Below are 22,705 nucleotides of genomic sequence, written 5' to 3'. Positions count from 1 at the left end.
ACAAAAAAACCAGCCCGCAGGCTGGTTTTTTATCAATCAAGATGCAGATTAAGCACCGATTTTGCGGTATTTTTGACGCTTCGCGACCAAATCATCACCATCGCGCTTACGACGATATTCTTCAAACTCAGCATAGTTACCAGTGAAGAATTCAGGTGTTTCACCTTCAAATGACAAAATGTGCGTTGCAATACGGTCCAGGAACCAACGGTCATGCGAGATCACCATCACAGTACCCGGGAACACCAGAATGGCATCCTCAAGCGCACGTAAGGTTTCGATATCCAGGTCGTTTGACGGTTCATCGAGCAAGATTACGTTTGCGCCCATTTGCAGGATTTTAGCCAGTTGTAAACGGTTACGCTCACCACCTGACAATTGACCGACACGTTTTTGCTGATCCTGGCCTTTAAAGTTAAAACGACCGATATATGCACGAGATGCAATTTCGTATTCGCCAATCTTCAAGATGTCTAAACCGCCAGAAACTTCTTCCCAAACCGTTTTGTTGTCATCAAGCGTGTCACGAATCTGACCCACATAAGCCACTTTCACCGACTCACCCAGTACCACAGAACCGGTATCCGGTTGTTGTTCACCGGTCATCATGCGGAACAGTGTGGTTTTACCTGCACCGTTCTCACCGACGATACCCACGATCGCAGCAGGCGGTACAACGAATGATAAATCTTTATACAGAGTACGATCACCAAACGATTTGCTGATGCCTTCAACTTCTACAACCTTGTTGCCTAGACGTGGACCAGGTGGAATGTAGATTTCAGAGGTTTCGTTACGCTGTTGGAATTCACGCGAGTTAAGCTCTTCAAAACGCTCCATACGCGCTTTGTTTTTCTTTTGCTGGCCTTTGGCATTTGAGCGAACCCATTCAAGTTCTTTTTTCAATGCTTTGGCAAAAGATTCTTCTTGCTTGTTCTCTTGCTCTAGACGCGCATTTTTCTGCTCTAACCAAGAAGAGTAGTTGCCTTGGTATGGAATGCCCATGCCACGGTCAAGCTCAAGAATCCACTCAGCCACGTTATCCAGGAAATAACGGTCGTGCGTAATCGCAACGATGGTGCCCGGGAAGTCTTTCAAGAAACGTTCTAACCAAGCAACAGATGATGCATCTAAATGGTTCGTCGGTTCATCAAGAAGCAACATGTCTGGCTTGGACAAGAGCAAACGGCACAGTGCCACACGACGACGTTCACCACCTGAAAGCAGTTTAACATCGGCATCCCACGCTGGAAGGTTCAGTGCAGCAGCTGCCTGATCCATCTGATTAGCAAGGTTATGTGCATCCCATGCATGGATAATGGCTTCGAGCTTTTCCTGCTCTTTTGCAAGTGCATCAAAGTCAGCATCTTCTGCTGCATATTCTGCAAATACTTCGTCAAGACGTGCCAAAGCATCCAGCGGTTCACGCAGACCATCTTCAACGTTGCCACGCACGTCTTTAGTTTCATCTAAAGGCGGCTCTTGCTCGAGATAACCGATTTTAGTACCTGGTTGTGCACGTGCTTCACCAGAGAAATCTTTATCTACGCCCGCCATAATACGAAGCAAGGTCGATTTACCTGCACCGTTTAGACCAAGCACACCAATTTTTGCGCCCGGGAAAAATGATAAGGAGATATCTTTCAGGATTTCGCGTTTCGGCGGCACCATCTTAGACACTCGGTTCATCGTATAAATATATTGGGCCACGTAGGACTCCTCAACTGAAAAACCAAATGGGGTTAAAACAACCACCCCAGCTCAAAAAAGAGCGAAAAAATAATCGGCTATTATACGCAGAAAGCTGCGAAAACATAAGCCATTGCCATGAACTTCAATGCATTGTTACAAGTTTATTTATGGTGATTTTTCAAACAGCTGATTTAAGTCAAATAAGTGCATCGAATCCCAATTTATATATGATTATTTCATCTATCTATTTCAGTAAAATTGCACTTTTACTTATATATGAAAATGTTACACTCAAGTCATAAACTTAAACACAAGAAGATCAGTCATAATGAGTTATAAAGCAGAAACCCTTGCGATTCATGCAGGTTATAGCCCTGAAGCCACCACCAAAGCAGTTGCAGTGCCAATTTACCAAACTACGTCTTATGCCTTTGACAATACTCAACATGGGGCCGATTTGTTCGATTTAAAGGTACAGGGCAATATCTATACCCGGATCATGAACCCGACCACGGCGGTGTTAGAGCAACGTATTGCCGCACTTGAAGGCGGGATTGGCGCACTTGCTTTAGCGTCTGGTATGGCTGCAATTACCTATGCGATTCAGACCATTGCTGAAGCCGGTGACAATATTGCATCCGTATCTACGCTCTATGGCGGCACCTATAACCTGTTCGCACACACCCTGCCGAAGCAAGGTATTGACGTGCGTTTCTTTGATTATGAAAAACCGGAAAGCTTGCGTAGTTTAATTGATGACAAGACCAAACTGGTCTTTGTGGAATCCATTGGTAATCCACTGGGTAATATTATTGATCTGGAAGAGATTGCAAAAATCGCGCATGAGTACGGTGTGCCTGTGGTCGTGGACAACACGGTGGCAACGCCAGTGCTACAAAAATCTTTTGATTTTGGTGCCGACATTATCGTGCATTCATTGACCAAATATATCGGCGGTCATGGCAATTCGATTGGTGGCATCATTGTCGATAGCGGTAAATTCCCGTGGGGTAAATATCCTGAACGCTTTCCCGCGCTGAATACCCCCGATCCAAGTTATCATGGCGTAAACTATGTCGAAGTTCTCGGTGAAGCAGCTTATATCGCTCGAGCGCGTGTGGTGCCACTACGCAATACTGGGGCCGCGATCAGCCCGCAGAATGTGTTCCTGATCCTGCAAGGTTTGGAAACTTTAAGTCTGCGTATGGAGCGTCATACTGAAAATGCGCTTAAAATTGCGGAATATTTACAGCAGCATCCTAAAGTAAAATGGGTCAATTACGCTGGTCTGAAAGATCATCCACAACATGCCTTGGCACAAAAATATGTAAAAGGTAAACCATCTGCGATTCTGACCTTTGGCGTAGAGCATGGTCTTGAAGGCGGCACACGTTTTATTGATGCGCTGCAACTGTTTACCCGTCTGGTCAATATCGGTGATGCCAAAAGTCTCGCTTGTCATCCGGCGACCACCACACATCGCCAACTCAATGCCGAGGAGTTAAAATCAGCAGGTGTCAGTGAAGATATGGTGCGACTCTCGATTGGGATTGAACATATTGATGACTTGATCGCGGATCTGGAACAGGCACTAGCGACCGTTTAAAGGCGTGTTTCATCTGACTCAAAACTCCACCCTTTCTGGTGGAGTTTTTTTATTTATATTCTAAAACAGCCACTTGCTTTGCTTTTTATTTTCATGGTAAAAGTTAAATGAAATAGCGAACACAAATAGAGCAATTACTCTAATTTTTATTTTAATTTCAATAGTTTAATTTATAGATTTTCCTGAAGAATTGGTTATCATATCTGTACTCACCTTCGCTCTCATCTCCTGTTAGAGCGCCATACACCTTTAATAAAAATAATTTGAACGCTGACTTCAAATTAGGGATAACAAATGTGAAAACTAGACTACACAAACAACTGGAAAAATCTGTTGCAGGTAAAACCGTCCTGATCACCGGCGCATCCAGCGGTATTGGGTTAACGACGGCACATCAACTGGCCGATGCAGGTGCGCATGTTTTACTGGTGGCCCGTACTCAAGAAACCCTAGAACAAGTAAAAGCAGACATTGAAGCCAAAGGCGGCAAAGCCTCAATCTTTCCATGCGATTTAAACAATATGGAGGCGATTGATGAGGTGTCCAAACAGATCATTGCCTCAGTCGATCATATTGATATTCTGATCAATAATGCGGGGCGTTCGATTCGCCGCGCCGTGCATGAATCGGTCGACCGCTTCCATGATTTTGAACGGACCATGCAGCTGAACTATTTCGGCGCCGTGCGTCTGGTCATGAATATCTTGCCACAAATGATGATCCGTCGCGCGGGTCATATCATTAACATCAGTTCGATTGGCGTACTGGCCAATGCCACCCGTTTTTCGGCCTATGTCGCGTCAAAAGCCGCACTGGATGCCTTTAGTCGCTGCCTGTCTGCAGAAGTACATTCGCATAAAATCGCAATCACCTCGATCTATATGCCTTTGGTACGCACTCCGATGATTGCACCAACCAAAATTTATAAATACGTCCCGACACTTTCTCCGGAACAGGCAGCTGACCTGATTGCCTATGCCATCGTGAAACGTCCGAAGAAAGTTGCGACCGGTTTGGGTCGTCTGGCCTCGATTACTTATTCGATTGCTCCGGATATCAACAATGTTCTGATGTCGATTGGTTATAACCTGTTCCCAAGTTCAAGTGCCTCTGTGGGTCAACCACAAAAATTAAATTTGGTGCAAAAAGCATATGCACGGCTGTTCCCGGGCGAACACTGGTAATTTTTACTGGGATAATTTCCTGAAAATACGAGCCGCCGACCGGGCGGCTTTTTTGATGTCTCAGTTTTAAATCTCTAGGTGAAAGCAAGCTCATCTGGATCACACACGACATAGCCTGTCTTTATCGACACAGATTTTTGCCGCAAATGCTGCGAGATCACGTACACTATCTGCGGATATTTCCTATCCGTATTTTTATATTTTGATTGAAATGATGGAAACCCTTATGAACAACGCGCAATGGCTCGATGAAGTAAAATTTAACGAACAAGGATTAGTCCCTGCCATTGCCCAGCATCATCAAACTGGTCGTGTCTTGATGGTGGCCTGGATGAATCGTGAAGCGCTAGCACTGACGGCTGAGAAAAACCAAGCCGTGTATTTCTCCCGTTCACGCAGCAAATTATGGCATAAGGGCGAAGAATCAGGACATTTTCAAACCGTACATGAAATCCGTCTGGACTGTGATGCCGATGTGATTGTGCTGCAAATTGAACAACATGGCGGCATTGCCTGCCATACCGGTCGTGAATCCTGTTTCTATCGTAAACTCACGCCAAATGGCTGGGAAATTGTCGATGCACAGCTGAAACACCCGTCTGCAATTTATGGTGAAAAATCCACAAATCCGCATACGCTGGCGATGGAAGCGTCAAGCGCCCAGTCTGAACAGGTCGAAGTCTTGTCCTATCTGGGCCAGATGATGGCAGAACGCAAACAGGCCGATCCGGATTCCTCTTATGTGGCCAAGCTCTATCACAAAGGCCTGAACAAGATTTTAGAAAAAGTCGGCGAAGAAAGCTTTGAAACCGTACTGGCAGCCAAAGATTTCAACGCTCAGGTCTCTGAAGACAATAAAAATGATCTGATCTATGAAGTTGCTGATCTGTGGTTCCATACCATTGTGATGCTGGGTTATTTCGATATCGAACCGCAACTGGTCTTGAATGAGCTGGCACGTCGTCAGGGCTTATCCGGTCTGGTTGAAAAAGCCAGCCGTCAGCATTAAATGATGAATATGCCTGTGTCTGATCTGCAAAAACCCAAGGCCACTTATGAGCAGGCCACTGCCATCGATAATGCCCGTCTGGGTAATTCCTTTAAAGTGATTGCCTATGCCGGCACAGGTAAAACCACCACACTACAAATGATCAGTGATGCCATGCCTGAACGGCGTGGCATGTATCTGGCTTTCAACAAAGCCATTGCCAGTGAAGCGCAAGCCAAATTTCATCGCGGCGTAGATTGCCGCACTTTTCACTCGCTGGCATTTCGCAGTGTTCCACGTGGAATCACCGACAAGCTGCGTCTGCCCCGTTTAAGTCCAAGCTTTATTGCCAAAGAATACCGTCTGGAACCGATGACCATGCGCCGTATGATGGGTGGGCGTTATGAAAAATATGTCTTGATGCCTTCGCGTCTGGCGAGTTTAGTCGCCAATGCGGTTGGCTATTTCTGTTCGACCAGTTCGCAATACCCTGCTCCGCGGCATATTCAGGCACCGAGCTGGTTACATCCAGATGATATTGAGATCCTGCAAAAGAAACTTTATCCGGCCGTAGAACGGCGCTGGCTAGAATCAATCGATCCCAATCATCAGGCCGGGATTGGCCATGATATTTACCTGAAACTCTGGGCGCTGTCTGAACCGAATATTCCGGCCGATTATGTGCTGTTTGATGAAGCGCAGGATGCCGACCCACTCATGCTCGGAATTTTGCTGAAACAGCGGAATACTCAGGTGATTTATGTCGGTGATGCGCATCAGCAGATTTATGCTTGGCGCGGTGCGGTGAATGCCATGCAGCAACTGCCTTTACCCGAATCACGCCTGACCACATCGTTTCGTTTTGGCCCTGAAATCGCGTTAAATGCCAATGCCATTTTAGGTGCACTGAATGAAACCGTGCCTTTGCTTGGCAATCCGTTGTTAGATTCTAAAGTCGTGAATAAACCGCATACCAAAATGCGGGATGCAATTTTATGCCGGACCAATGCCCGGGCCATGGAACTGTTACTTGCCGGACTGGTGCGTGGTGATAAAGTCAGCCTGCAAGCCGATCATGTCAAACTGAATCGTTTTGTCGATGCGGCTGCCATGTTGAAACAGGGCAAACGTGTGGTCGATGTGCCGGAATTGGCTTGGTTTAATTCCTGGCATGATGTGCATGAATACTGTGAAACCAATGAAGGTAGCGATATCAAACCGCTGGTTAAACTGGTCGATGAACATGGCACCGATCCATTGAAAAAAGCCCTGGCCAAAATCACCCCGATTGGACAGGCGGACTATATTATTTCCACTGCACATAAGGCCAAAGGTCTGGAGTGGGAACGGGTGCATATTGAAGATGACTATCAGTTTAAGCTGAATGAAAAAGATCATAAAATTAGTGATGAAGAGCTACGTTTACTTTACGTGGCCTGTACACGTGCTAAAGTAAGCTTAAATATTCATCACATTTATGACCTGATTCAACAACTGAAGATCAAGATGCCGCAGTCGCTTCGTCAAGCCGTCGGTTAAGGTATGGATGTAAAATCATGGTACAGGTGACCTATGCACATCGAAGCGCTTCAACTGAAACACACCCTGCATTTTCCAGAGATTCAGCTTCAGCTTGATTATTCACAATATCCGCTTACCTTAATTTTGGGCAATCAGGGTACTGGCAAAACCACTTTGTTACGCTGTGCTTATCAGGCGCTGACCTGGTTTGCAGCGCGTTATCGCGATAGCCGGGCTGCCGGTCTGGTGATGCCTGATCAGGACATCATGCAACACCGGCTGCAATCCAAAATTGATATCCGGGTTGGCTTTCCCGAAGAGGTTTCAGCGCTTACAGAATCCAGCCAGACTGAAGCTACACAGCAACAGAGCTGTTCCTGGCAAGTCTATAAGACTTTAAATAGTCAAGGACTCGGCTTTAGCAAAGCCGAAACCGCGCAACTGGACAGCATGCTTGGCCTTTATCAGAAAGCCCGATTCAATGATCCTCTGCTCGGCTTGCCGCTGATTGCCTATTATCCTGCCGACCGCTTTGTCAATGACGTCAATCTGATCAGCAAAAACAATCCGGCTATTTTCCATACAGCGCATGCTTACGACATTAGCGCGATTCCGTTTACGACCTTTGCCCGTTTCTTTGAATGGTTGCGTGAAGTCAGTGATATTGAAAATGCGCAAAGCGCCAAGATCATGGATCAGATTTTAGCACGTGCCTTGCAGCAACCTGAAGATATTCGGGGAGATGAACTGGCGCGGCAGATTGAAAAAGCGCAAGCACAGCTCCATACCCCGCATTTAACGGCCTTAAAAAATGCCTTGTCGCAGGTACTGCCTGACATCAGCCAGATTGAGTTAAAATACCAGCCCAAGCTGCAACTGATGCTGACCTATCAGGACAAGCGTTTTACTTTTCAGCAGCTTCCCAATAGCATCCGCACCTGGATTGCGCTGGTGGGCGATATTGTACGGCGTCTTTGTCTGCTCAATCCGAACAGTTTATTTCCATGTCAGGAAGGTACAGGAGTGTTGTTGATTGATGCCATTGATCATCAGCTGGATCAGGATCTGGCAGCAGAGATTCTGCCGCGTCTGCATCAGGCATTTCCTAATTTGCAAATTATTGCCACCGGCAACCGACCTGAGTTACTGGAACAGGCACAGGCCTTTCAGTGTTTAAGACTCGAAAATAAACAGTTGCATCCAATTCATCTTGAAAGCATGAAAATCCAGTTTGATCAGATCTATGCCGAAATGGGTCTACATACTGATCCAGACGCAATTCCTGCCGAAGAAGCGCTAATAGAAACCGTCACCGAACCGACTACACCGCTTGCTGTATTACAGCGGATTCAGCAACAGTTGAATCCTGAACAGCAGCAGGAATTGTTACGTTTACTTGCTCAGGATCAGCCGACGCTACCGCAATCGCTCTAAGTAACGTTGAAAAACAGTAATGAGCGTTTCAATGAATATCGAGATTTATTCAGACCATTTTAGTGCTGTCTTTTTGCAATTGTAAAACTGCATTTAGTCATATTTACAATCAATGCTTGCAATTTAATCTTAATTTTCGGTCACTTCTGGATGATCTGTTTAAGCATCCACCCCACGCCAAAAGCCTGCTCGCGTATAATTTATAAGTTCGACATAAAAACGTTGATGTTGTTGTTATCCTGTAATATGATCGGTTTTATTTGCGAATTTCATTGTAAAATCGGAATTTGCTATCGTTTATAAGTTGCGCAATACAACTGTTTTTATATTCTTTTTGAATATTCTTTTGGCTTTCAAGATTGAGAAGTTTGGGTTGCTCCTTGTAATCCTGTAGTCCTTGAAAGATGAAGATTCACCCTAGGTTGGTCACAACCTAAATCACGACAATGGATACGAGTGTGCTGCCGATTATTATATTGTTACCGTTAGTATTAGGCACAACCCTTGTCTCGTGGCTGAAGCAATTTTCGCGCGGGGTAACGGCTTTAGGGGCAATTGGTGTCAGCCTCAGCAGTTTCTTATTATTATTGAGTCAGGCGCCTGCCATCTTTGATGGTGCCGTGATCATTCAGACCTGGTCCTGGCTGCCCCAGCTCGGGATCGATTTTAGTTTCCGTCTGGATTCTCTGGCCCTGCTGTTTGCCTTGCTGATCAGTGGCATAGGCACCCTGATCTATATTTATGCCTATTATTATCTCAATCCTAAAAATTCGCTGAGCAAACTTTATTTCTTGCTGATGCTGTTTATGGCAGCCATGCTCGGAATTTCATTGTCAAATAACTTGCTGATCCTGCTGGTTTTCTGGGAACTCACCAGTATTTCATCATTTTTACTGGTGGGCTATTGGAGCAATTACGAAGCCGCACAGCGCGGCTCACGTATGGCCTTGACCATTACCGGCATGGGTGGCTTGGCCATGCTTGGTGGCTTCATCCTGCTGGGTCAAATTACCGGCACTTATCAGATTGATCAAATCCTGACGATGACTGAACAGATCCAGTCACATGCGCTATTTGTTCCCACTTTGTTGCTGATTTTACTCGGTGCCTTTACCAAAAGTGCGCAGTTCCCCTTCCATTTCTGGTTACCCAATGCCATGGCAGCACCGACACCGGTCTCTGCCTATTTACACTCAGCCACCATGGTCAAAGCCGGCCTGTTTCTGGTCGCACGTTTACTCCCGATTTTTGCTGGCGCGGCACTGTTTCATAATATTGTGACCTTTGTCGGTCTGTTTACCCTGTGCATGGCCGCCTTTTTTGCCATTTTTAAGGAAGATCTGAAAGGCCTGTTGGCCTATTCAACCATCAGTCATCTGGGTCTGATCATGTGTCTGCTCGGGATTGGTTCTCCACTGGCAGTCGCAGCGGCAATTTTCCATATTATTAACCACGCGACCTTTAAAGCGGCCCTGTTTATGATTGCCGGTATTATCGATCATGAATCTGGCACCCGTGATTTACGTAAGCTTTCCGGTCTGTGGCAACTGCTGCCCTTTACTGCAACGCTGACCATGATCACTGCGGCCTCTATGGCCGGTGTTCCATTGACCAATGGTTTCCTCTCCAAAGAGATGTTCTTTACTGAGCTGGTGGCCAATTTAAGCGGGCCAGTGCTGGTCGGTTCAGCCATTGTGGCAACATTGGCCGGAATTTTTGCAGTCACTTATTCGATTCGTCTGGTGCATGGGGTATTTTTCGACGGCCCACTGGGCAAGCAAGTCCCGAATAAAAATGCGCATGAGCCACCATTTGGCATGCGCGCACCCGCCACTTTACTGGCATTTCTATGTATTTTAGTGGGTCTATTGCCAGCACTTTTGGTCGAAAAAATCGTGAATAGTACCACGCAGGCAACGACTCAAAATTTTGCTTTTGAAGGTACGCATCTGGCCCTCTGGCATGGGTTTAATCTGCCATTATTAATGAGTGTGATTGCTTTGGCCGGTGGTGCAGTGTTTTACTTTTCTCTGGCCAAAGGTGGTGCCTTACGTGAAATTGATCTGGATCCAAAACTGGGCCGCTTACAGGGTCGGATCCTGTTTGACCTGTTCCTGAAAAATCTGCTGTTAAATTCACGTCGTTTCCGCCGTGCCACTGAAACTGGCAAATTACAAAGCTATTTATTATGGATTGTGATCTTTACCATCGGTCTGGTTGGTTTCCCATTGCTATCCAATGGTATCGGTAGCGGTACGCGTGAGCTGACCCATGCCCCTGCCCTGGCCATTGTCTTGTGGATGTTGCTGTTCTCTGCCTGCTGGATGCTGCTATGGTTCCATCATGAACGGATTAAAGCGGTACTGATCAGTGGTGCAGTGGGTCTGGTGGTAACCATGGTCTTTATTGGCTTCTCGGCACCTGACCTGGCATTGACCCAAATTACGGTCGATGTAGTAACCACCGTCTTGTTATTAATGAGTTTATCTCTGCTACCGCAGCTAACCCCTTATGAATCCAGTCCAACCCGGCGCTGGCGCGATGCGATCATTGCGCTGGGCGGCGGTCTCGGTATTGCCACCATCGCCTGGCTGATCATGACCCGCGATCATAATTCTATTTCATGGTTCTTCCTGCAGCAGTCAATTCCACTCGGCGGCGGCACCAATGTGGTCAATGTGATTCTGGTCGACTTCCGTGGTTTCGATACCTTCGGCGAAATTACTGTACTCGGGATTGCCGCGATTGGTGTGCTTAGCCTTATGGATGGCATGCGTGCGCATGGCACCACCATGACCCAAGGTTTGACCTATCGATTTAATCCCTCCCCCTTGATGTTACGTATCACGGCATCATGGATTTTACCTGTAGCTCTGGTAGTCAGCCTGTATATCTTTATGCGTGGCCATAACCTGCCGGGCGGTGGATTCATTGCCGGATTAGTCACCTCACTGGCCTTAATTATTCAATATATTGCAGTGGGACAGGATAAAACTGAACAGTTGCTGGGTGCTAAATCTGGTCGTTTGTATGAAATCTGGATTGGCGTGGGTTTAACCATTGCCGGTTTGACCGGGGTTGCAGCCTGGTTCTGGTCACGCCCATTCCTGACCAGCGCACATATCTATGTCTCGCCACCCGTGATTGGAGAAATGCATCTGGCTTCGGCGGCGCTGTTTGATGTCGGTGTCTATGTCACTGTAGTCGGTGCGACCATGCTGATGATTTCTGTGCTGGGCGATTCACGTCACTCCAGTATGACTGGCCCAGTACCAAGAGGATAATAGAATGATGAGTTTAGAATTTTTATTAGCCTCCGCCATTGGTCTACTCGCCGCCACCGGAATCTATCTGATTCTGCGTGCGCGTACTTTTCCGGTGGTGCTGGGCTTGGCCATGATTGGTTATGCGGTCAACCTGTTTTTATTTGCCATGGGGCGGATCCAGATGAATTCGCCTGCCGTATTGACCGAGGCCTCCAGAGTCACCGATCCCCTTCCGCAGGCACTGGTGCTGACCGCCATCGTGATTGGCTTTGCCACCACTGCCTTTATTGTTCAGCTGGCACTGCGTAGCCGTTATGAATCAGGAACAGACCACGTTGATTCAAAAGAAGAAACACCTCAGATTGACCCACGTGAGGATGAGCCTTAATGACTGATCTTCTTCACTTCTGGTCTCAACATACGCCAATTTTCAGTATTCTTTTACCGGCCCTTACCGCTTTTAGTCTGGTACTTTTAGGCAATCCGGGTTCTGGCTCCCTGACCACAGACTGGCGTCAGCCTTGGCGTCGTGGTATCAGCCATATCTCGGGTATCTTGGGTCTGATCATTGCGGTCAGTTATTTAATTGACAGCAGTCAGGGTCAAGTCAGTGTATATACACTGGGCGAATGGGCGGCACCTTTTGGGATCGTGCTGGTGCTGGACCAACTCTCTGCCATGATGCTGGTGTTGACCTATGCCCTGGCAGTACCGGTGGTCTGGTATGCCAGTAAAGAATGGGATACCCGTGGCCGTTATTTCCATACCATGGTGCATTTCCTGCTGATGGGCCTGACCGGCGCCTTCCTGACTGGTGACTTATTCAACCTGTTCGTATTCTTTGAAATCTTGCTGATGGCGTCCTATGTGCTGCTATTGCATGGACAGGGCAAGGCGCGTTTCCAGCTGGGAATTCATTACGTCACCATTAACCTGCTGGCTTCTGCGCTGTTCCTGATTGGACTCGGCATGATTTATGGCAGTGTCGGCAGTCTGAACATGGCCGATGTGGCGCGCTTAATGCCTACCTTGGCAGCAGATCAGCATAAACTAGCCGTTGCCGGTGGACTCATGCTATTCGTGGTCTTCGGGATTAAGGCGGCAATGCTGCCGGTGGGCTTCTGGTTACCCAAAACCTATGCCGTAGCCACCACCCCTATTGCCGCACTCTTTACCATCATGACCAAAGTCGGGATTTATGCGATTTTGCGAATCAATGGAACTGTTTTTGATGATGAATACAGCCATCAGATTCTGATGAACTGTCTACTGGTGATCGGTCTGATTACTTCAGTCTATGGTGTCATTTGTGCGATTGGTACAGAACGCCTGCGCCGTTTTGTCGGCTTTATGGTGCTGTCTTCAGTCGGCACGATTCTGGTGGCGATTGGCATGAATACAACTGCAGCCTGGGCCGGCGCCCTGTACTATATGGTACACAGTACCCTGATTGCTGCGGCATTTTATATCCTGTCTGGCTGGATTACCTCACAGCGCGGTGAGTTCAAAGATCATTTTAAAATCGCACCGCTGATGAAACAGAACAAGCTGGTTTCGATTGTCTATTTCATCATTGCCTTGATGATGGCCGGTCTGCCACCGTTCAGCGGCTTCTTTGGCAAAGTCTTTATTTTGCAGGCTTCTGCCAATTCAGAGCATCAGATGATCATTATCCTGACCATTCTGCTGGTGAGTTTCCTCAGTATTCTGGCTTTTACTCGAGTCGGCTTTATGCTGTTCTGGCGCTCGACCAAACCTGAAGATGATTTGAATTCTGACGATTTCCACAAATATGAAGCTTTACCCAGTAAGGCACCTGCACGTAATGATCACACGATCTATTTGCTACTTGCCGGCTTAACAGCTTATGTTGTATTTGCTGGACCGATCTATCAATATAACTATCAGACGGCAGAACAGATTAAAAACAATCCGGTCTATGAAGCTGCCCTGTTAAAACGTGATGCAGAAGGTCAATTTATTAGTGTGCAACCCTTTGATCCAAGTTATTTGCCAGAAACCAAATATGGTGGCGAGGTGGTGGATCCAAATGCACATCTGATTCCTTATATGATTTCAGAAGCCACTTTGGAAGGTGAAAATATTTCTGAATTCAAACAACGTCAGATTGACCAGCAGCATATTGAACAAACCCAACATGATGATAATCAACTTAAACCGGCGGAGGGACCTTAATGGCTGAATCATTCCTGCAACGTTGGTTCCCGCACCCGTTGGTTTCTGTAATCGTGGGGCTCAGCTGGACTTTACTGTCACATAGCACAGAAGCCGGAACCTTGCTGGTGGCCCTGCTTCTGGCGATTGTCATTCCCAAAATGGTCGCGCCGTTTATTGACTATACCCCGAATATCCAGTGGCGGCCTGCGCTGCGTCTGTTCTTTGTCGTGGTCTGGGACATTGTGGTGGCCAATCTTAAAGTTGCAAAACTGGTCTTGGGGCCGACCAAAAACCTACATCCCAAATGGTTCCGTGTGCCTCTGGAAACCGAGCATGAAGAAGTCAACACCTTACTGGCCATGATTATTACCACTACACCGGGCACAGTCACTGCCGGTATTGATCAGGATCGTGGTGATATTCTGGTGCATGCTTTAAGCACGGATGATGAAGCAGCTGAAATCGAGCTGATCAAACAACGTTATGAACAGCCCTTGCTTAAAATTTTCAGCGCACAGACAGGAGAAAAAATATGACGATTCTGCCTTATGCATTAATGATTTGCCTGGGTGCAGTCACTGTCTCGATGTTACTCTGCCTGATCCGACTCATTACCGGCCCTTCTATCGTTGACCGCCTCTTGGCACTCGATACCCTGTTCCTGAATGCCACCTGTCTGATTGTCATTTTGGGAATTTACTGGAGTAGCACTTTTCTGTTTGAAGAGGCCTTACTGGTGGCGATGCTCGGCTTTGTCTCTACAGCAGCTTTGGCGCGTTATTTCACCACTGGCCATGTCATCGACTAGGAGTTTTTAAATGCCGTTAATTTTAGAAATACTAGTTTCGATTTTTTTATTGATTGGTGCTTTCTTCATGCTGGTCGGTGGGATCGGGATGGTGCGCCTGCCCGATCTGTTTATGCGGCTGCATGCACCAACCAAATCCAGTACCTTGGGCTTGGGCAGTTTTCTGATTGCCGCGATTATTTTTTCTGCCATGTACGGCCGTTTCGGTTTTGCTGAAGTGCTGATTACCCTATTTGCCTTTATCACTGCGCCAGTATCGGCCAATCTGATGGCGCAGGCAGCATTGCATTTACGTTTACGCTCACTAAGTGGTGAGGTTCCAGAAACACTAGAGCGTCCCCTGCCTTGGCAACGTTCACGTCGCCGTGCTTTTTATGAGAAAAAAATGAATCATAAAAATGATGATCTCACTTGATTTAGATTATTTTTAGATAGGTCGATTCACTTCTAATGTTTAAAGTTTCAATAAAGCCAGCTATAAAAAAGCCACCCGAAGGTGGCTTTTTTATTGTCCTAAGACTTATTCATCATCTTTTTTTGCTTCAGCTTCAGGTAAATCCTTCACAGCTTCAGCAATCAGACCAAACATATAGTTACCATAGGCATTGGTCTTGTCGTAATGGAAACGTAGACGAGGTGTAATACGGGTTTTGATACGACGGCTCAGTTCGTGACGCAGGAAACCAGAGGCTTTGTTTAATACCTCTAAAGTTTCTTTATTCGCCGCTTCACTTTGTTCATCGCCCAGCTCACGTCCCATAACAGTGACATAAACTTCCGCATATCCCAAGTCCGGGCTCACCTTCACGGCAGAGATGGTCACCAGACCACCTAAGCGTGGATCTTTCAGCTCCTGACGGATCAGTTCTGACAACTCGCGTTGTACTGTATCCGCCATACGCTTCAGACGTTGACTACCCGCCATTAAAGACTCCGTTTAATCAGTTGAACATCGTACACTTCGATCTTATCCAGTGCTTTGATGTCTTTATAACCTTTCACCGCAAGACCACATTCCATACCGGCACGAACTTCTTCAACCACTTCTTTATAGCGACGAAGAGATTCAAGCTCGCCCTGGAATACCACCACGTCATCACGGAGTACGCGAATCGGTTTGTTACGATGCAATACGCCTTCAAGAACCATACAGCCCGCAGCCGCACCGAATTTACTTGAGTGGAATACTTCACGTACTTGTGCAACACCCAGAATCGTTTCACGATGTTCAGGTGCCAGCTTACCACTCATTGCTGCTTTCACATCATCAATCAATTGATAGATAATTGAGTAGTAACGAATGTCGATGCTGTCTGCATCGGCTTTTTGACGCGCAGTGTTGTCCGCACGAACGTTAAAGCCAAGTAGAACTGCTTCTGAAGATTCAGCCAGTGTTACGTCAGACTCGGTGATTGCACCAACGCCCGAACCAATAATACGTACTTTCACTTCATCCGTTGCAAGTTCAGCAAGTGCAACATGCAAGGCTTCCAGTGTACCGCGTACGTCAGTTTTCAGCACCACGTTCACGATAGGCACATCTTTCTTGCCCATAGACGCCATGATGTTTTCAAGACGCATTGCAGATTGACGCTCAAGACGTTTTTGACGTTCACGATCCATACGTGCATCGGCAACTTCACGTGCTTTTTTCTCATCGCTAACAACAAGAACTTCGTCACCTGCCATTGGCGCTTCTGGAAGACCCAAAATTTCCACTGGAATTGAAGGACCTGCAGATTTGATACGCTGACCATTTTCATCGGTCATTGCACGAACGCGACCATAAGATGAACCAGCAAGAACCAGGTCACCCACTTTCAAGGTACCGTTTTGAACCAGAATAGACGTGACCGCACCACGGCTGTTGTCTACACGTGCTTCAATCACCACACCTTGTGCAGCACCTTCTTCCGATGCTTTCAATTCAAGCAATTCAGCCTGGATCGAAATCAGGTCTAGAAGTTCATCGATACCTTGACCAGAATGCGCCGAAACCATGGCAACCGGTACATCACCGCCCCATTGTTCAGGTACGATCTGTTTGGTGGTCAATTCGTTCAATACGCGATCTGGATCAGCAGATTCTTTATCCATCTTGTTGATTGCAACAATGATTGGTGTACCTGCAGCACGTGCATGGTCGATTGCTTCTGCAGTTTGTGGCATAACACCATCATCTGCTGCAACAACCAGTACAACGATATCCGTTGCTTTGGCACCACGTGAACGCATTGCAGTAAACGCTGCGTGTCCCGGAGTATCAAGGAAGGTAATAATACCTTTGTCGGTTGTAACGTGGTAAGCACCAATATGCTGGGTAATACCGCCTGCTTCGCCTTGCGCCACTTTGGCACGGCGGATACGGTCAAGAAGCGATGTTTTACCATGGTCAACATGGCCCATGATGGTAACCACTGGTGCGCGCGTTGTTTGTGCACCACGTGCTTCTTCAGCTGCTTCAAGCAGGTTATCTTCAGCTTGCGTATCAGAAACCAATACCGGGTTATGACCCATTTCTTCTACGATTAACGCTGCAATTTCCTGATCAATGGCTTGGTTCTGAGTAACCAGCTCACCCATTTTCATGAGAGATTTAATAACTTCACGAACCTTGATCGCCATTTTCGCAGCCAAGTCAGCCACAACAATGGTTTCACCAATTTCAACATCGTAAACCTGTTTCTTCACAGGTTTTTCGAAGCCGTGCTTATTGCCCTGGCTGGTTTTCAAACCGCGTTTAGGCTGTTTGCTGAAGCTCTGTTCTTCCTGACCACGACGTCCACCTTTTTTCGGTGCACGTGCAGCTGGGGTATTGGTACCACGTTTGATCTCGCGGTCTTCTTTGGCAAATGAGTCTTCATATGCCTGACCCACCAGACCGGCAGCAAGCGGAGAATCATCTACGACACGAATCGTTGCTGTTGTATCTTCAGCGGTGTACTTAGACGCCATCTGACGCATTTGTTCAAGCGTACGTTGCTGCGCTTCTTCAGCCGCTTTACGACGTGCTGCTTCTTCAGTCGCTTTTAATTGCGCTGCCTGAGCTTCACGTGCTTTTTTCTGTTCAGCCGTTTCAGTTTGTTTAACAACCTGTTTTACAATCGGCTTGTTGGTCGATTTGCGTTTTACCACGACTGCCGCTTTAGAAACTTCTTGCTTGTCGCTGGTTTGTTTTGCAGCAGCACGCATCGCTTCTAGAGCTTTACTCGCGTTATTTACGCCAGTTTTCGGAGCTTCAGCAGAAGAAGCAGCTTGTGCTGTATTCTGCTCAGGCGCAGCTTTGGCCTGTTGTTCAGCCTTGGCTTTCGCCAATGCTTCTGCTTTGATCTGTTCTGGATCAGGCTTAACAAATGTATGCTTCTTGCGAACTTCTACATTAATTGTTTTCGCCTTACCTGAAGTACTCGCAACTTTTGCGGTACTGGTTGTTTTACGTTTCAACGTGATTTGCCCTGCTTGGCTTTCTGAACCTTGTGATTTCTTCACATGGCTCATCAAGCTATCTTGTTGTTCGGTGGTAATAATATCGTCAGCTTTACGCTGTGGTAAACCTGCCTCACGAACCTGCTCTAGGAGCTTCTCAACTGGACGACCCACGCTGAGGGCTAACTCTTTAATCGACTTGTCCGTCATATACTACCTCCTAGTTAAACCATGATTCGCGCGCTTTCATAATGAGTTGACCGGCTTTCTCAGCACCCAAACCTTCAATATCTTCGATATCGTCGGTCGCCTGATCTGCCAAATCGTCAACTGTTACCACACCACGAGCTGCTAGAGCTTGCGCGATCTCTGCTGTCATGCCTTCCATTGCAACAAGTTCTTCACTTGGCGCTTGTATATTCTCTTGCTGTTGTAATGCATCAGCAAGTGCAATTTCTTTCGCACGGCTTTGCAATAATTCAACCAGTTCAGCATCAAGTTCGATTTCATCAAACGTTTCTGCAGGGACATAAGCAATTTCTTCAAGCGAGGTGAAGCCCATTTCTACCAGTGCCATCGCCAAATCTTCCGCGATATCCAGACGTGTTACAAACATGTCCAGATACTGTTGCGCTTCGTTTTGTTGACGGGCGTAGTATTCCTCTTCCAGCATCATGTCCAGCTTGTAGCCAGTCAATTCTGATGCCAGACGAACGTTCTGACCTTGTGAACCAATCGCACGAGCCAATTGATCACTCGTTGCAAAGATGATGTCTGCAGTACGGGCATCTTCATCGATGACAATACTCGATACATCTGCTGGTTCCAGTGCGCTGGCGATGTACTGGGCAGGATCGTCAGACCATACCACGACATCGATACGCTCACCGTTCAATTCTTGTTGAACAGCCTGGATACGTGTACCACGCATACCAATACATGCACCAACCGGATCAATACGGTGATCATTTGTTTTTACTGCAATTTTAGCACGCACGCCTGGTTGACGAGCTGCTGCTTTAATTTCAATAATTTCTTCAGAAATCTCAGGGATCTCTTTCTTCATCAATGCGATCAGCATATCCGGCTTGGCACGTGACAACTGGAGTTGCGCACCACGACCTTCACGGTTCACATTGAACAGAATCGCATTCATACGTTGCTTCGGACGAAGAATTTCTTTCGGAATCATTTCTTCACGTGCAAGGTATGCTTCAGCATTATCACCCAAGTCAATGATAAAGCCATCTTTGGTTTGTTTCTTCACTTCACCATAGATCAGCTCGCCGACTTTAGATTCGTAAGCATCGGCCACAAGTGCGCGTTCTGCTTCACGGATCTTCTGTACAATCACTTGCTTGGCAATTTGTGCTGCAATACGACCGAAATCAATCGACTCTACTTCGAGTTCACGAATATCACCAATTGACCATTGTGCAGGATCAAGATCAGAAATCGCATCCTGACACGCTGGCATTTCATGATCTTCGTCAGCGACTACTTCCCACTGACGAAAAGTACGGTAGTCACCTGTTTTGCGATCAATTTCCACACGTAAACGTGCTTCTTCAGAGCGAGTTCCTTCGTAGAATTTTTTCTTGGTCGCCGCAACTAAAGCTTGCTCAAGCGCTTCGAAAATTGCTTCACGAGGTACACCCTTTTCGTTACTAACCGTTTCAACGACGGTCAGAATTTCACGTGCCATACGTCACCTATTCGTTAAATTTTTATTTATTCAATTAATCTTGGAAGACCAAATTTGCTTTATCGATATTGTGACTGTCGATCTCCAATACCTGTTGCTTTTCTACTTCAACTTGAATCATTTCATTGTCTAGGTCGACTGCAACCAGTTTGGCCTGGAATTTACGACGGTTATCTACTGCACTAATCAGACGTAATGCTACGCTATGACCAATATAGCCTGACATCTGTTCGAGCTGGAAGAATGGACGATCCCAGCCTGGAGAAGACACTTCAAGTGAATATTCACCCGAGATCGGATCATGAACATCCAGCATGGCGCCGACTTGCTGCGTTACACGCACACAATCCTGAACACCAATACCACGCCCCTGTTCCTCTTCACCGTCTTCATTAACGGCCGGTTCAGCGCTTGCATCGACCGGTTTGTCGATGTAGATACGTAATAACGAACGTTTACCCTGTGGCAGGAACTCAATCCCCCAAAGGTTTACATTACAGGCTTCAACTGCCGGTGCAATCAAGTCCTGAAGTGCTTGAGTTTTATTTGATAGCTTCATTTACTCTCGTCATCTGGTGCGATTTTATGATCTATTTGACCACTACAAACCAATACAAACTATAGTAGTAGTGAAACATGGAGACGTGACCAAATAATGTCGACACTACACGATAGCCAATAAAAAAGGGCGTAAATCGCCCCAATTAAGCACAATAGCGATTTTTTTTCAAATCCCACTGTGCAAAAAGGCCCACCTTGTTGTGAGCCTCTTTTTAGAAACTTGGTAGCGGGAGCTGGATTTGAACCAACGACCTTCGGGTTATGAGCCCGACGAGCTACCAGACTGCTCCATCCCGCATCAACGTGCAAAAATTATATACAAAAGATGAGAGCTTTTCAATCAAAACTGCATCATTCTGCATATTTGTCATTTGTGACTGAAAAAATGGTAGTGGGTGCTGGATGTAAACCAACAACCTTCGCCAGTTTATAGAGAGTTGAGCCCGACAAGCAATCAACTAAATCTATAAATAACGTTTACCAAACCATTTAAATGGTAGCGGGAGCTGGATTTGAACCAACGACCTTCGCTAGCTTATAGAGAGTTGAGCCCGACAAGCAATCAACTAAATCTATAAATAACGTTTACCAAACTATTTAAATGGTAGCGGGAGCTGGATTTGAACCAACGACCTTCGGGTTATGAGCCCGACGAGCTACCAGACTGCTCCATCCCGCATCAGCGTACAAATAACATTCAGCTTAAAAAAACTTAAACTGCTTTTAAAGTTTGCATCTTTAAAAGATTGGTAGCGGGAGCTGGATTTGAACCAACGACCTTCGGGTTATGAGCCCGACGAGCTACCAGACTGCTCCATCCCGCAACAACATGCAAATTATATTTCTCAGCTTAATAACTTATTAAACTGCCTCTTAAAAGTTTGCGTCTTTAAAAAGGATTGATTGGTAGCGGGAGCTGGATTTGAACCAACGACCTTCGGGTTATGAGCCCGACGAGCTACCAGACTGCTCCATCCCGCATCAACAGAAGTTTTTTCAGCTGCATACACCAACTTAAATTTCTGGATTATAAGTTGGTGCGGAAGGGGGGACTTGAACCCCCACGCCCGAAAGCACTACCACCTCAAGGTAGCGTGTCTACCAATTCCACCACCACCGCAGCTGTGACGCATTCTAGTCGCATCACTGGAAAAAAGAAAGGACTAATTAAAACTATTCGGTCGTTTCTGGTGCAGTTGGTGAAGTTTCATTCGATTGCACAGGCATGGTCGGCGCAGATTGAACCGTTCCCAAACTATAGGCATTTGTGCTGTCTTTCTTGGCCAAAACAGCCAGAGTCAAACTGGTCACAAAAAATAGCGCCGTTAAAATAGCAGTCAAACGGGTCATAAAATTGCCGGAACCCGATGCCCCGAATACTGTCGCCGCACCACCGCCACCGAAAGAGGCACCAGCATCTGCACCTTTACCATGCTGAACCAAAATCAAGACAATCATCAAAACAGCTAAGATAATATGTACTACCAGCACAAAAGTTTGCATGCTGAACTCCTAATTATTGTGTATTTGCAAATGCGTGAGCAATTTTATGGAACGACTCAGCATTGAGTGATGCACCACCGACCAGTGCTCCATTGATATCCGGGCAGGCTGCTAACTCTACTGCATTTTCCGGCTTGACACTACCACCATATAAAATCGCCATGGTTGCACCATAGCCGGTGATCTGGCTCAAACCTTGACGGATTTGTGCATGCATGGCTTGTGCATCTTCAGGAGAGGCGGTTTTACCGGTACCAATTGCCCAGATCGGCTCATAAGCAATCACGATATTTTTCCATTGCTCAGCGTCCACTACCGCTGCAATATCACAAATCTGTTGCAATACGACCGCTTCAGCCTGCCCTGCTTCACGTTGTTCCAGGCTTTCACCCACGCAGTAAATCACCGTTAAACCGGCAGTTAATGCATGCTTGATTTTGGCATTCAGAACTTCTGCGTTTTCTGCGAAAACTTCACGACGCTCAGAATGACCAATCAGTACATAATGAATCTGGCTGTCTTGCAATAATTCAGCGCTCACTTCACCGGTATAAGCACCCGTTCCTGAAATACGTGAAACATCTTGTGCTACAGTGTAAACAGGACGAGTCGCAGATGACAGTTCCGCCTGAATCTGGGTCAGGGCAAGAGCAATCGGGGCTACACCGATATGACATTTATCTGCGGCGATTGGTGCAGTTTCCAGTAAATTTTTAATACCGTGCACCAGTGTTAATGCATCTGCCTGCAGCGGATTCATTTTCCAGTTACCTATTACCCAAGGGGTAATCGTCGAAACTGACATAATTAACCTATTTTATTTACATATTTCG

Annotated in this window: 18 protein-coding genes and 5 tRNA genes; 11 read left to right on the top strand and 12 right to left on the bottom strand. The window is 46.6% G+C overall.

The annotated features are described in order from the left end of the window. Positions 1-48: 48 nt before the first annotated feature. Positions 49-1,710: an energy-dependent translational throttle protein EttA gene (gene ettA / locus FTU87_RS11195; protein WP_180097354.1), complete on the bottom strand. Its 1,662-nt coding sequence runs from the start codon at positions 1,708-1,710 to the stop codon at positions 49-51. A 310-nt stretch (positions 1,711-2,020) separates the two neighbouring features. Between ettA and FTU87_RS11190 the strand changes: the two genes are divergently transcribed. The 11 genes from FTU87_RS11190 (at position 2,021) to FTU87_RS11140 (ending at position 15,092) form a co-directional block, all read left to right on the top strand. Continuing rightward, complete coding sequence (locus FTU87_RS11190; protein WP_005168919.1) at positions 2,021-3,298, top strand: O-acetylhomoserine aminocarboxypropyltransferase/cysteine synthase family protein; 1,278 nt, start codon at positions 2,021-2,023, stop codon at positions 3,296-3,298. 296 nt (positions 3,299-3,594) lie between these two features. Further along, a complete protein-coding gene (locus FTU87_RS11185; protein ID WP_044108999.1) occupies positions 3,595-4,482 on the top strand; it encodes an SDR family NAD(P)-dependent oxidoreductase in 888 nt (295 codons plus the stop codon). Positions 4,483-4,708: 226 nt separating this feature from the next. Continuing rightward, complete coding sequence (hisIE, locus tag FTU87_RS11180) at positions 4,709-5,491, top strand: bifunctional phosphoribosyl-AMP cyclohydrolase/phosphoribosyl-ATP diphosphatase HisIE (RefSeq protein ID WP_159138540.1); 783 nt, start codon at positions 4,709-4,711, stop codon at positions 5,489-5,491. A 15-nt stretch (positions 5,492-5,506) separates the two neighbouring features. Next, positions 5,507-7,009 carry a UvrD-helicase domain-containing protein gene (locus FTU87_RS11175; RefSeq protein ID WP_034608364.1) on the top strand — a complete coding sequence of 501 codons (1,503 nt, stop codon included), beginning with the start codon at positions 5,507-5,509 and terminating at the stop codon, positions 7,007-7,009. A 33-nt stretch (positions 7,010-7,042) separates the two neighbouring features. Beyond that, on the top strand, positions 7,043-8,425 hold the full coding sequence (locus FTU87_RS11170) for an AAA family ATPase (RefSeq protein WP_159138539.1): 1,383 nt from the start codon (positions 7,043-7,045) through the stop codon (positions 8,423-8,425). 446 nt (positions 8,426-8,871) lie between these two features. Then, positions 8,872-11,709 (top strand): monovalent cation/H+ antiporter subunit A, encoded by a 2,838-nt coding sequence (locus FTU87_RS11165; protein WP_074383643.1) that lies wholly within the window; start codon positions 8,872-8,874, stop codon positions 11,707-11,709. Positions 11,710-11,713: 4 nt separating this feature from the next. Beyond that, the gene (locus FTU87_RS11160) at positions 11,714-12,079 is read left to right on the top strand and encodes a Na+/H+ antiporter subunit C (RefSeq protein ID WP_005168933.1); all 366 of its coding nucleotides are present in this window, start codon (positions 11,714-11,716) and stop codon (positions 12,077-12,079) included. After that, positions 12,079-13,887, top strand: a complete 1,809-nt coding sequence (locus FTU87_RS11155) for a monovalent cation/H+ antiporter subunit D (protein ID WP_180097350.1) — start codon at positions 12,079-12,081, stop codon at positions 13,885-13,887. The genes FTU87_RS11160 and FTU87_RS11155 overlap by 1 nt, the downstream gene beginning before the upstream one ends. Further along, entirely contained in the window at positions 13,887-14,405 is a 519-nt protein-coding gene (locus tag FTU87_RS11150; protein ID WP_005094373.1) for a Na+/H+ antiporter subunit E, read from the top strand. Before FTU87_RS11155 ends, FTU87_RS11150 begins: the two co-directional genes overlap by 1 nt. Further along, a complete protein-coding gene (locus FTU87_RS11145; protein WP_005094376.1) occupies positions 14,402-14,677 on the top strand; it encodes a monovalent cation/H+ antiporter subunit F in 276 nt (91 codons plus the stop codon). The genes FTU87_RS11150 and FTU87_RS11145 overlap by 4 nt, the downstream gene beginning before the upstream one ends. A 10-nt stretch (positions 14,678-14,687) precedes the next feature. Further along, on the top strand, positions 14,688-15,092 hold the full coding sequence (locus FTU87_RS11140; RefSeq protein ID WP_005094378.1) for a Na+/H+ antiporter subunit G: 405 nt from the start codon (positions 14,688-14,690) through the stop codon (positions 15,090-15,092). A 105-nt stretch (positions 15,093-15,197) separates the two neighbouring features. Here FTU87_RS11140 and FTU87_RS11135 read toward each other — a convergent pair whose 3' ends face one another. From FTU87_RS11135 to tpiA, 11 genes are all read right to left on the bottom strand, one after another. Beyond that, the gene (locus FTU87_RS11135; protein ID WP_005094380.1) at positions 15,198-15,602 is read right to left on the bottom strand and encodes a ribosome-binding factor A; all 405 of its coding nucleotides are present in this window, start codon (positions 15,600-15,602) and stop codon (positions 15,198-15,200) included. Beyond that, on the bottom strand, positions 15,602-18,313 hold the full coding sequence (gene infB / locus FTU87_RS11130; protein ID WP_005094383.1) for a translation initiation factor IF-2: 2,712 nt from the start codon (positions 18,311-18,313) through the stop codon (positions 15,602-15,604). Before infB ends, FTU87_RS11135 begins: the two co-directional genes overlap by 1 nt. A 10-nt stretch (positions 18,314-18,323) precedes the next feature. After that, entirely contained in the window at positions 18,324-19,808 is a 1,485-nt protein-coding gene (gene nusA / locus FTU87_RS11125; RefSeq protein ID WP_005094384.1) for a transcription termination factor NusA, read from the bottom strand. Between the two features lie 34 nt (positions 19,809-19,842). Further along, positions 19,843-20,367, bottom strand: coding sequence for a ribosome maturation factor RimP (gene rimP / locus FTU87_RS11120; protein WP_005094386.1), 525 nt, complete (start codon positions 20,365-20,367; stop codon positions 19,843-19,845). Between the two features lie 223 nt (positions 20,368-20,590). After that, positions 20,591-20,667 (bottom strand) — tRNA-Met (locus FTU87_RS11115). A gap of 304 nt (positions 20,668-20,971) precedes the next feature. Next, positions 20,972-21,048 (bottom strand) — tRNA-Met (locus FTU87_RS11110). 68 nt (positions 21,049-21,116) lie between these two features. Beyond that, positions 21,117-21,193 (bottom strand) — tRNA-Met (locus FTU87_RS11105). Between the two features lie 80 nt (positions 21,194-21,273). Further along, positions 21,274-21,350, bottom strand: a tRNA-Met gene (locus tag FTU87_RS11100). A gap of 54 nt (positions 21,351-21,404) precedes the next feature. After that, a tRNA-Leu gene (locus FTU87_RS11095) sits at positions 21,405-21,489 on the bottom strand. Positions 21,490-21,542: 53 nt separating this feature from the next. Beyond that, positions 21,543-21,872, bottom strand: a complete 330-nt coding sequence (secG, locus tag FTU87_RS11090; RefSeq protein WP_005094388.1) for a preprotein translocase subunit SecG — start codon at positions 21,870-21,872, stop codon at positions 21,543-21,545. Positions 21,873-21,885: 13 nt separating this feature from the next. After that, positions 21,886-22,677, bottom strand: coding sequence for a triose-phosphate isomerase (tpiA, locus tag FTU87_RS11085; RefSeq protein ID WP_005094392.1), 792 nt, complete (start codon positions 22,675-22,677; stop codon positions 21,886-21,888). Positions 22,678-22,705 lie beyond the last annotated feature (28 nt).

It is taken from the genome of Acinetobacter sp. YH12156, assembly GCF_013418235.1.
Classification (GTDB): domain Bacteria; phylum Pseudomonadota; class Gammaproteobacteria; order Pseudomonadales; family Moraxellaceae; genus Acinetobacter; species Acinetobacter pseudolwoffii.
Note: the sequence above shows the minus strand (reverse complement) of the source record. Positions and strands in the feature narration are given on the sequence as shown.